Raw genomic sequence first — 11970 nt, 5'->3', positions numbered from 1 at the left:
AAAAAATGATTGAATTATATATCGAAAATCTTCATACTCATAAAGGGAGATGGTTTGAACTACCGATTGTTTGGGAAGAAGTCAAAGAAAAAATTGAATTAGATGATGGACAGGAACATTTAATAACAGACTACATGGCACCATTTACCCTTTCTCACTATGAAAATTTTAATGAAATGAATGAAATTGCAGAACAACTGGATGAGCATACTGGACACCCAGCAATCCACTATTTAGGGGAGCTTGTTGAATACGGATTTTTCAACGATACCTTAGATGCATTTGAACAAATTGATGAAATTCAAGTCTACTCTGACTGTTACTCCTATAAAGATTATGCAGAACAATTAGTGGATGATCTTGGCTATTTATCTGGTGTTCCTGATTTAATCAAGTGGAATGTTGACTATGAGGGAATTGGTGAAGATTTACGCCAAGATGGACGCCTCTATCAAGCAAATGACAATACTATTATTGAGGTATTGTCATGAATCAGCAAAAGCTAAAAGAAATCCTTCAAGGCAGCTATGGTTTCATTTGTCTAGAGGGAGAAATACCAGAACGACAAGCACGACAATTTTTGACTGTTAAAAAAATGACTCAACGAGAGAATTTGGTTTTTATTCCTAAAAGAGAGGTTTGTTTTGAGCGAATTCTTTCAAAGCATACCAGTCTCTATATTGAAGGCTTAGAACGTTATAGCAATTCTGGTGTTTATCTAGGTTACTTCTATGATTTTTATAAAGTCACCTACCTATTCAATTCTCAGCCTAGTCGTTTAAAAATTTATGGTACTCAGCTTTCTGCAAAGGAACTCCTTTATTTATTAAAGGGGTTCTCTTTTTTAATAATCGAAAAGGAGTAATTCAATGAAATTTATCAAAGAGAAAAAGAATCACGCCCCTGCTTTGCCAAAAGAAGAAAAAGCGACTAGTATCCGAGCGACTCGTACCTTCTTTTTAATCCTAACGCTTTTTTTAATCAGCAGTGGTCCCTTTGCCTTTATTAAATCGGCCCAAATGCAAGGTCTGATTCGTAAAGAACAAGCTGCTTTAACTGAAACAATTCAGAAAAAATTAGCAAAAAATACAAACACACCTGTTACATCAGAATTATACAAACAGTTTCTACAACCTTTTATCACAGCTTACATTAATATCCCTGCTGAACAGCAGTCATTTGAAAAACGCCATACTTCACTCCAAGAGACCTATTTTACGATAACACTCGAAGAAGAAAACAATACAGGCACTGAACGAAAATTGCTCTCTTCTGATTTTTATGATCTAGTCAATGAAAATGGACAATTAGTGGCTCAGTACCGTATTTCCTATGAAATCACTGCTCCAGTTACAAAAGAACGAGATGTAAAGAAAAAGGAAGGTGATAAAGAAGTAGTTGTCAAAGAAAAATATATTGATTACGAGAAAACTGAAAATCGTGTGTTGTTAAACATCCCTTTTACACAATTAAAAAATCACTCCTTTAAAGTGACTGCGTATCCTTATTTTACTATTGAACCTTCACTAACTTCACAAAATGGACAATTACAAATGCTAGATATTTCTCAGTATCAACAAGTCGATAATAAAGAAGAAAAAGCGGTTATCAGTTTCATTCAGTCATTCCTCGATAAATATGTATCTGCTTCATTGGAAGATATGGCATTTATGATGAAAGAACCAGAAATCCTAACAGGTAATTATCAGATAAGCAACAGCCAAATTGATCCCTTCTTCAAAGACAAACAACTTTTTGCTTTTGTTACCTTTGATGTTATTGATGGCGAAACAAAAATAGGACACAAAGAAACTATGACTTTGTTGTTGAAGCAGCGAGAGAACACATACTTTATTGAAACAATCCATCATTATTTAGGAGGAATTTAAATGAAACAAAAGAAGAGCACACAATCACCTCACCAAAGACAACTATTGACCGTAAAATTAACAACCATATTCAGCAGCCTCTTATTCTTTTTCTCACTATCTCCTGTAGCCTATGCGGATGCTAATGCCAAAGAAGCTAGTAATTATATCTTGAACGACTGGATTGCGCCAATTTTTGGAGTTGTTGTTGTCTATTTAGTTATCAAAGAATTTCTGAATTCAAAATGGATTCAAGGTTTTGCGATCCTCTTTTTTGGCGGTATTATTTACGCAGTTATTAAAGATCCTACAAGTGTTCTTAATTCACTTTCTAATCTAAAAAGCTACTTTGGATTATAGTCATGAATAAAGAAAAGCAGATATTAGACTATAGAGAACCCTTCAATGCTCCCTATATGATTCGAGAAATCGCCAAAAACGTCCACTTACCTTTTGTCGTCTATGCACAGGACTTCACTGTCGCAACAATCAGTTTTGCGGTTGTGTTTAGTGCTCTCTTGATGCTTTTTGGGATAAATCAATTAGTCGTCATGGTTTCTCTAGCTATCCCTTATGGTTTAGTACAGCTATTTAACCGAGTTGAACCAGACGGAAAGCGAGCAGATATTTTTTTGAAAGATTATTTTGTCTATCTTCTTACCTTTGTATTTGGGCATAAATTGCTCTATCATGAACAACTTCACTCATTTAAACAAGAAAAAGTAATTTATGACCGCTGCACTATTGAACAGCTTTTCCTAAAAAAAGAAGGAGAAGAAAAAATGAATACCTTAGATATTGACCAATTGAAGCAAGAAATAAAAGATAGTGTTGTTCCAGAACTAATCCATGAATTTGAATCACTAAATGCTAAAGAAGAAGGTTTCTATGAATTATTTGAAACAGATGACGAAGTGTTATTAATGAAAAAGACACTCTTTCGACAATTTACAGATGGGGTTATTCCAATGTCAAAAATCCCTAAATTAAAAGAACAATATCAGTCATTAATCAAGCAATCCATTCGTAAGCGAATCACTAGATTATTATAGGAAGGTGGAAAAAAATGAAGTTTAAGCAGCCATTTCATAAGGTTTATCATAATTTATTGCTTACTACAGATAATGAAGTTTGGGCATACTTCACTTGCCCTAGCGACTATGTTATTGGTCAAAATAAAGAAATTCAAGAAAAACACAAACAAAAATGGAATCAATTTTTGCAAAGCTTACGCCGCTTTGAAGACTTTGAACTATTTCTAAATCCGCATTCTTATAATCTTAGCGAACGACTAGCAGCTTTCTCCGAAAATTTTGATGAACAAGCAAAATCAATGGGCGATAATCTAGTTGATCGAACACTTTCCGAATTAGAAAATCAACTTCGAGTCCTTACAACGGAAAAATTTTATATTGGGGTTAAACTTTCTAGCTTATCTTCTGCAACAACCATAAAAGGAAAAGCGATGGAAGTCGTTGACTATTACGCAGGAAAACTATTATCCCTGAACCACTATCACCTAACTGTTGATGAAGATTTTTTAAAACGATACCGTTCAATAGAGTCAGAAATCTTTCAACTCGTTGGAACGATTAATGGGCGTAGACTTACTGAACAAGAGGTGCTACAAGCCTGCCGTTATCCTTATGTACGTGGAATGAAGACTTCTTTTGATCTTGATTTTGTGGAAAATAGCAACTATTCATTAACAGATACCATTCTTGATCCTACAGAAGAACAAGGCTTACTAAAGCTAAGAAGCCCCGAAGGATCTAGCTACATTGCACTGCTTCCTATTCATAAATTTGCCCCTAATTTGGCATTCAATCATGTAGCAGAAGTAGTGCAAAGCCTCCCCTTTCCAGTGGAGTTTCGACTCAAAGGGCATTTTGAACCCTTAAAAGGTGGTAGAGGATTAAAAGGAAAGTCTTCTCGTGCAGCCAAAAGATTAAAAAACAGCGCAAAAGAAACAGTCTCTATGGGCGATGCTGAAATGAAATCCAGCCGCTTTAATCGTTACGCTTTAACCGACCTAAATAATAAAATAGATTTAAGAGTCCCTGTCATTAAATGGCTGGGGCTTTTTGGTGTCTTTGGACAAACACCAGAAGAATGTCGCAGTCGGATTCGTACCGTCATTTCTTTATGCCAATCTCGAAATGTAGAAATTGTAAAAGGGTTAGCCGATCAAGTCTTTCTCTTCCATCAATTTTTAGCTGGTAACAAACCGGGACAAGAAAAAAATTGGCTTCATTACACTACAGTTGAAGGCATCAGTGAAATGTTATTGGGTGTTGAAAATCGGATTGGTGATAACGTAGGGATTCCTATCGGTATGGTCTCGGAATTGAAAAATACTCGAAACCTAACACCAAAAGAAATTGCAAAAACTAGTCGAAAACCTGTTTTCTTTAATCCAGCTATTGGGAACCAAAATGATATCACCGATAAAAAAGCCAATAGTCCGCACATTGCCATCACTGGGCCCACTGGAAATGGGAAATCCTACTTGGCAAAGTTTATTTTCTTCCTTTCAGTTTTAATGAATGGAAAAGGTTTGTACGTTGACCCTAAATCTGAGTTCTTTGATTGGATTATGGAGGTTATCAATAATCCACTTTATCAAGAAAAATATCCTGACACTTGCGCTTTCATTCAACAGCATTTCCACCAAGTACGACTTGATCCAAATAAAACCAGTAACAAGGGTGTTCTTGATCCCTTCTGCTTTATTCCTAATCGAGTAGCTGCAAAAGATATGGCTCAAGATTTATTTGAAGAGCTTTATGATTTTACTAGTGCTAGAGAGAAAAAATCAAGATTGGCAATGTTAGAAGGAATAGAAACAGTATTAAAAAGAAGAGATCAAGGCGAACGGATAGGATTACTTCATGTAGTTGACTTCATGCTAGAAAGTACACAGGAAGAGGTTCGAGATACAGCCAGCTTAATCAAGAAATCGGTACAGGGTTCCATCTTAGAATTAGCCTTTAGTTATGGTGAAAATGAAGGACTGAATCTCACTAATAAAGTCACTGTCCTAGAAGTCTTAGGTTTAGAAATGCCTCGTGCAGAAACACTTAGCAGTGACTACAGTGCTACACAGAGAAAGTCGGTCATGTTGATGATGTCTATAGGAAAATTCTGTGAACTATTTGGTTTACGTGATCGAGAAGAAAGCACTGTTGTTCTATTTGATGAAAGTTGGATTTTTAATTCTTCTAAAAACGGACGTGCGATTATCAAGTCCATGCGCAGAGTTGGTCGAAGTTTCAATAATACTCTTATCATCGTCACTCAATCTGTTAAAGATACAGCAGAAGAAGATGACACAGGAAATTTTGGACGAATTTTTGCTTATGATGACAAAGATGAACGTGAAGAGATTCTTCGCCATTTAGGATTAGAAATAACCAGTGAAAATATAGACTGGTTAAAAAACTTACCCAAATACCATTGTCTTTATTTAGACTTACGTGGTCGTGTTGGGAAAATGCTTGTCTATTGTCCTTATGAAGAAATCCATCAAATGCTACAAACGGTCAAAAAAAATACGAGTGCAGATGTGGAAACAACCTTTAGCGCTTAGAAAGGAGCTGCTATGTTACTAAAAGATTTATTTGATATTGACAGTTTCCAATCCTTTTTTGAAAAAGGCGGCTGGTTTAGCATCAATGAAAATTTGCAAAGTGTGCTAAATGCGTTGCTCAATATTGCCTTTGGATTAATCAAATACCTTGTTCTAGCATTAGATTACGTGATAGATAAACTCTTTAGTTTAAATTTACTAGAAGGCGTGTTACCTGATTTATTCTCCACTACTGGTGCTATCTACAACAAGTTATTCAGTGTTGTAGGAATTCTCCTTTTTACGTTTGTAATTGTCATTTCAGTGAAAGATTTTTTTGAAAAAGGAATCAGCAAGGCATTAATCCGTTTTGGTATTTTCACCTTAATATACGTTGGCAGTATGACCTTTTTTGTCGATGGTGCCAACAAAGTTCAAGAAGTGAATACCCTCTCTCAAAATGTACAAGGACAATTAGTTGATTTAACAAGTGGCAGTCTCACGAAAAACACTGGCAATATCTCAGAAAATTTACTTGGATCAAATCAACAACTAGACGGAACAAGTAATATCCGAAATCTCATTTTTGATGAATTTGTTATTAAACCTTATGCTTTACTCAACTTTGGAAAAACAGATGTATCAAAAGAGCAATTTGAATCCTATCTTGTTAAAAGTGGTGAAACATTTGACCAAAAAAAGACCGATGAGATTGCTGATAAAATAAAAAAAGACTCCAAAAAAAATTCTTATCTCACCTCAGATCGTATGACCGAAAAAGTTGCTGTTTTATTAAATACATTTATTATGCTAATCGTGATTGGAACGGCTGTACTAATTATCGGAGTTGCAAATATTTTAATCCAGCTATTAATTTATGGCATCCTCTTTCTCTTTCCTTCACTACTTTTTTTAGCTTTGATTCCAAACATGCACCATCTGCTAAAAAATAGCTTCATGTTACTAGGAACACTGTTTGCTTCAAAAATAGGGATTGGATTCGGTTTTGGTCTCTTGTTCTCTATTTTAAATTTGTTAGATACTTTTTTTGTTGTCACAAACATTGTCACCATGATTGTAGGACTGTTTGTCAAAGTTTTGTTAGGGCTGTTTATCTGGAAGAATAAAGGTCAGATTGTTCGTTCATTGACGAAAGGTAAAGCAGAGTTAAAAGACTTTTCTTTCAATCCCAAACAAACCATTCAAGAAAGACAACAACAACGAGCACAAAAAGAAGATCAGCAAAATCGCTATGCTGAACAAGACTATAAAACACAAACCGCAGAAAATGATTATCTTCGATCAGGAATAGAGCTAGATCACGCTTATCGTCAAAATGAACTACAGGATAATTTATTAGTGCAAGCTGGGGAGGAAGAAACTTCTCTTCATCAAACAGCAATGCCTTTTGATGAACAACCAACGGAGTCCAAGGAAGAACCACTCCCTACCGATACTTTTGATGTAAACGACCCAGAAGAATCATTTAACTATCCTGTTGAGAACACTTCTGGTTCTGTCTCAAATACAGATCCATTACTCACTGAAACCGTATTACCTACAGAAGAGGTTGATGATCATTTGGTGAGTCCAAATACTTTAACAGAAGAAGCAGAAACACCTGTTGAATCAGTCATTGAAACAAGCAATGTAAAGGACGACTCATTAGAAACAGAGCCACACCTCCCTTCTCTAGTTACAGAACAAGAAGCCCAGCTACTGGAAAAAGAAATCAGTCATCTTAGACAAGAAACCTATACTACGTCGGAATTTAGTGAGGAACAAGCCTATGAAAATGCGTAAGTTATTTCCATTGCTTTTTTTGGGCTTCTTTTTCATTTTTTTTATGCTCATTGCTGGCAGTAGTTCTTCTACTACACACACAGCCTCCGAAGAAGGACAAAATCTTCCAGAAGCAGTGCTTCGTTGGAAAGATAAGGTGATAAAAGAAGCTACCAAAAATGAAATTCCAGAAGCAGTTCCTTACTTATTAGGAATTATTATGGCAGAAACTGGAGGTAATTCAGAAAAATATCCTGATGTTATGCAATGTTCCGAAAGCCAAGGAAAGCCACCAAATTCAATTCAAGATCCAAACGAATCCATTGAGGTTGGCGTAAAATATTTTGCAGATATGTGGAAAGTGCATCGTGATTACGATGTTTTAAATATTGTACAAGCCTATAATTTTGGCGGTGGCTTTCTAAGTCATTCAGGTAAAAGCTACTCTCTGGATCGTGCGATTCAATTCTCAAAAAATCAAGCAGGTGGAAAAACAGTCACTTACACTAATCCTATAGCTGTCAACTTAGGATATGATTATCGTTATGCGTATGGCAATATGTTTTATGCTCAAATTGTTAAACAATACATCACTTCTACTTCCAACAATAATAGTCAAGGGAATTCAACTATTGTAAAAGCAGCACTTAAAGAATTAGATGAAGGACCTCATGATGGTGGGGAAAAATATTGGCGTTGGTACGGCTTCAATGGACGTGTTGAATGGTGCGCTATTTTTGTTTCTTATAATGCTGAAAAAGCTGGGGTTAAAATGGAACGGTTCGCTTATTGCCCAACAGGTATTGAAAATTTTAAAGCTAAAAATCAATGGTTGGGGAAAGGAAATTTGCCTAAAAGTGGTAATATCATCTTTTTTGACTGGGATGGTGATTCTGTTAGCGACCATGTAGGAATTGTTGAGAAAGTAGAAAATGAAGTTGTTTACACAATTGAAGGGAATTCAGGAGACAAAATTGCTAAACGTAGTTATGAAAAAGACAGTCCTTATATTATTGGATGTGGGACGCCTTAATCAATCAAATTCTATGTTACTGATTTAAATACGATCTTCAAAAAAAGAAGAGCATGGGACAAAACCAATCAAAATTAAAAATACAGTCAAATTAAGGAAATTTAAACTTTGATTTGACTGCATTTTATTTAACTGATCCTTCCAAATTTTAGTAAATTTAAGACTTTTGACCTAGACACAATTCATTTCTTTTACTTACAAAAATAAAAAATGTATATCTCAGATCATCTGTATAGTACTTTTTTAACATACAACTATCTTTCAACAATTTATTTTGATGAATAAAGATTTTTCTTAAAATATATTAAATCTTGAGCATGTAGAATCTGTTTTAACCTATGAATTAATAATTGAATAATTTTAAGAATTATCTAAAAAAAGAGTATGTAGTAGCTACATTAATTGCAGAGTTTGTCTAAGATCTATCACTCAAACAATTCACCTCACTAAGAAAATAATGATATAAAATAATATTTTTAATATTGAATTAAATGAGCATATTACAAAACTCAACACCATGCTAGATACAGAAAAAATCTTTATATTTTGCTTTGAATAGAATCAAAAACAACGTATTAAGCATTTGATTACAGTCTATTAACTGCTAAAAAAACTATCCAACCGAAAAATCAATCTAACAAGCAAGGATTTATATTTGCTTGTTAAAATACTACCACATTTAAACGTTCAAAGTAACATAAAAAATGTTATACTATAATTGTTATGTATTGTTTAATATAGGTTTCTTTGTTATTAAGTACACATGATAGGCTTAGAATTATTCACTGTAATATCTACTTTATTTGACTGACTAAGGATGTGATAAATTTGTTAAAAATCGACCTTCATCTACACACTCAAAGATGTAAAAAAGGAGATGGGTCTAAAAGAAATATCTCTCCTGAAAACTTTATTAAAAAAATGCATGAAAATGAGGTTTGTATGTGTGCCATTACGAACCATAATAAATTTGACTTACACGAATTTGATAAAATACAAAAGTTAGATGAAGAACTTGTAATTTTCCCTGGAATAGAACTTGATGTAATAAGTGAAAAGAACCAAAGCCATATTGTTTTGATTTGCGATCCATCATGCAAGGAAGCATTTTATAAAACATTCGACAATGATTCAAATAGAAACTATGATACGTTTACTTTATCAGAAAATGACTTCTTTGATAGAGTAAAGCAGTTTAATTCAGATGACATTATCGTTATCCCCCATTTTCTAGATAAAGATAAAGAACGCTCCATTGATTTTAGTTTTAAAAGTCGATTAGAAGAAAAACTAAGTGATTACGTCGTAATTTTAGAACCTGGAAAATTGGCAACAATGGGAATTATTAATGCTCATAAAGAATTAGCTATAATTGGAAGTGACGTTAAAGACTGGTCTACTTACTCTTCCAGTAATTTACCTGAAATAAAATTCAAAATCGAAACATTTAAAAAATTTGTAGAATTAGCTAAAGATGGAACTCTTTTAATTAAAACTTTACTAGACAATGCTCATAGTGAAACTATTTATTTTGATGGAGGAGAAATCTCAATTTTTAATGATATTAATATTATTTTTGGAGAAAAAGGTTCGGGGAAAACGAAACTAATAGAGCAAGAACTAATTCCTTACTACGAAGAATCCGGGAAAAAATTTATTTTTCATAAGGGGGCTGAATACAAAGAAAAATATACAGACATTCTAAACAATAAAATTGAGCGTACGATCATTGATGAAGAAACTTCTGCAGATATTGCTATTCTATTTGACAAAATATCGAATTACAAAGAACGAAAGATATCCAATTTTATTAAAACATATATTGAATGTAGCAAAAAAAAATCTAATGGTAAAAATAAGAACTTATTAAGAAAAACTGCCAGCACTTTCTCTTCATCTGGAGTTGAATTTTCAGAAATCAAAAGACAATTAAATTCAAAATTATCAAAAATCAATAAAGTAGAACAATTGAATAAGTCAGAAAAACGCGACTATGCTGACAAAGACCGTCTCTCAACGGAACTAATCAATTTAAAACAGCATATTTATTCAGAATCTGAAAAAGACTTTAAAAACAGTTTTGTTAATTCTAGTATTTCAGATTTTTTAACGACAATTAAGGGCAGCGTAGATAAAAAAACTGGCGCTAAATCTAAACCTAACAATATTGGATTTTCCAGTTTAGTAGCAAAACGTCTAGAAAGATATAAATGGAACATAGAAATTAACCAACTGTTAGATAGTATACAAAGTGATGAAAAATACAAATTAGGCTATTTGCCTGGTAAAGGGACAGTATATTTAACAACTAAAGTGATGGTATTATCAGATGAAGTTTTTTTAGACTCTCCGTTTAATAAAAGTACTATTGTTCAAAACAGAGAACTAATGAAGAAATTACGAAATTTCTCACTTTCGGATTCTTTTACTAGTATAAATAATTATTTTAAATCCAACGAAAAATATACTGGTGAACAATTTGTAAATCAAGTTATCAGGGTTTATCCTGAGCCTTCTAAACAATATCCAGATCATAAACCTTATCCAGGGATGACATTAGAAACAAAAAATTCTTCAACACCCTATAATCCTTCAGAAGGTGAAAAATCTATTCTTTCTATTGTAGCAATACTAGAAAATACAGAATATGATTGTTATTTATTTGATGAGATGGAGCGGGGGCTTGGTAACAAATATATTGCCAGTTACGTTATTCCTGCGCTAAAAAGACTTAGAGATATCGGAAAAACTTTAATAGTCTCAACACATAATGCGAATATTGCAATTTCAACATTACCTAGTCAAAGTATTTACTGTAGATACCCTGATCAAAAGGGATATTATATGACTGGAAATATGTATTCTAATCAATTAATAAATTTTAAAAATGCTAGTGAGATTGTATCATGGGAACCTCTAGCAATTGAACACCTTGAGGGAAATGAGATTATGTTTTTAAGGAGAAAAAATATATGGAATTACTAACTATTAAAACAATCATCAATAGAAATACCACTGCTGATCCTAAAGAAATATCATTATCATTTGAACAATGTTCTGAACTACCAAGGATAATACTATCAGAAACAGAAACAACTGACTTACAAGCTTTTTTTAATGCAATTTTTGACTATATACTAACATATGAAAAATTATTACAATTCCAACTATCTGATACTACAAAAGATCTATTTAATGAAGTGGCTGAAGATATCATTATGCAATTAAATTCAGAGATATCTCAATCTGAACAAAATTTTGAGGAGTTTATCCAATTAAAGAAAAAATAAATTTTGATTTCTTTCCCCATTTGTAAAAAAAGAAGCTTGCTATAAATTTGTAGCAAGCCTTTTATTTTGATGGAAAAGGTTAAGACTATTAGCGTATACTTTTTTTATATTTATCATATACAGTATTATGCACCAAAATATTCATCTTTTTTGATATACTCTTTCAGAAAATTTTACAAAAAGACTATACAATCCTTGAGTTATTTAAGCTAATTCAGTCTCACTCAAACAATCATTGCTGCTCCTAAAGAAAGACTTTGCTTACGGGTTAATGATACAATTGGTGTATCAAGATATTGCCTGGTTCTGTAGTTATTCTTTATTACGTGTCCCTCCACCAACCCATATAACTTGTTGAAAACTCTTTCCTCCAATTGTTTCCATCAATTCTTGAGAATATTTTAAATAGAAAGTAATTATTTCTACTGT

The 11970-nt window shown here is 33.2% G+C and carries 10 protein-coding genes; all 10 read left to right on the top strand.

Annotated elements, in window-relative coordinates; all coding sequences use genetic code 11:
• The first annotated feature begins 5 nt into the window (after nucleotides 1-5).
• Nucleotides 6-491 carry an antirestriction protein ArdA gene (locus ACEN4L_RS06835; RefSeq protein WP_142968858.1) on the top strand — a complete coding sequence of 162 codons (486 nt, stop codon included), beginning with the start codon at nucleotides 6-8 and terminating at the stop codon, nucleotides 489-491.
• Nucleotides 488-865 carry a hypothetical protein gene (locus tag ACEN4L_RS06830; RefSeq protein WP_142968857.1) on the top strand — a complete coding sequence of 126 codons (378 nt, stop codon included), beginning with the start codon at nucleotides 488-490 and terminating at the stop codon, nucleotides 863-865. The genes ACEN4L_RS06835 and ACEN4L_RS06830 overlap by 4 nt, the downstream gene beginning before the upstream one ends.
• A gap of 4 nt (nucleotides 866-869) precedes the next feature.
• The gene (locus ACEN4L_RS06825; protein WP_142968856.1) at nucleotides 870-1889 is read left to right on the top strand and encodes a conjugal transfer protein; all 1020 of its coding nucleotides are present in this window, start codon (nucleotides 870-872) and stop codon (nucleotides 1887-1889) included.
• Complete coding sequence (locus ACEN4L_RS06820) at nucleotides 1890-2228, top strand: TcpD family membrane protein (protein WP_071869183.1); 339 nt, start codon at nucleotides 1890-1892, stop codon at nucleotides 2226-2228. It begins immediately after the preceding gene.
• 2 nt (nucleotides 2229-2230) lie between these two features.
• Nucleotides 2231-2920: a TcpE family conjugal transfer membrane protein gene (locus ACEN4L_RS06815; protein ID WP_071869184.1), complete on the top strand. Its 690-nt coding sequence runs from the start codon at nucleotides 2231-2233 to the stop codon at nucleotides 2918-2920.
• A gap of 14 nt (nucleotides 2921-2934) precedes the next feature.
• Nucleotides 2935-5457 (top strand): ATP-binding protein, encoded by a 2523-nt coding sequence (locus ACEN4L_RS06810; protein WP_128701594.1) that lies wholly within the window; start codon nucleotides 2935-2937, stop codon nucleotides 5455-5457.
• 12 nt (nucleotides 5458-5469) lie between these two features.
• The gene (locus ACEN4L_RS06805) at nucleotides 5470-7239 is read left to right on the top strand and encodes a CD3337/EF1877 family mobilome membrane protein (RefSeq protein WP_128701593.1); all 1770 of its coding nucleotides are present in this window, start codon (nucleotides 5470-5472) and stop codon (nucleotides 7237-7239) included.
• A complete protein-coding gene (locus ACEN4L_RS06800) occupies nucleotides 7226-8251 on the top strand; it encodes a lysozyme family protein (protein ID WP_071869187.1) in 1026 nt (341 codons plus the stop codon). The genes ACEN4L_RS06805 and ACEN4L_RS06800 overlap by 14 nt, the downstream gene beginning before the upstream one ends.
• An 828-nt stretch (nucleotides 8252-9079) precedes the next feature.
• Entirely contained in the window at nucleotides 9080-11236 is a 2157-nt protein-coding gene (locus tag ACEN4L_RS06795; protein WP_128701592.1) for a hypothetical protein, read from the top strand.
• Entirely contained in the window at nucleotides 11224-11541 is a 318-nt protein-coding gene (locus ACEN4L_RS06790) for a hypothetical protein (RefSeq protein WP_071869189.1), read from the top strand. The genes ACEN4L_RS06795 and ACEN4L_RS06790 overlap by 13 nt, the downstream gene beginning before the upstream one ends.
• The last annotated feature ends 429 nt before the right edge of the window (nucleotides 11542-11970 follow it).

It is taken from the genome of Desemzia sp. FAM 23988 (assembly GCF_045528365.1).
In the GTDB taxonomy this organism is placed as follows: domain Bacteria; phylum Bacillota; class Bacilli; order Lactobacillales; family Carnobacteriaceae; genus Desemzia.
Note: the sequence above shows the minus strand (reverse complement) of the source record. Positions and strands in the feature narration are given on the sequence as shown.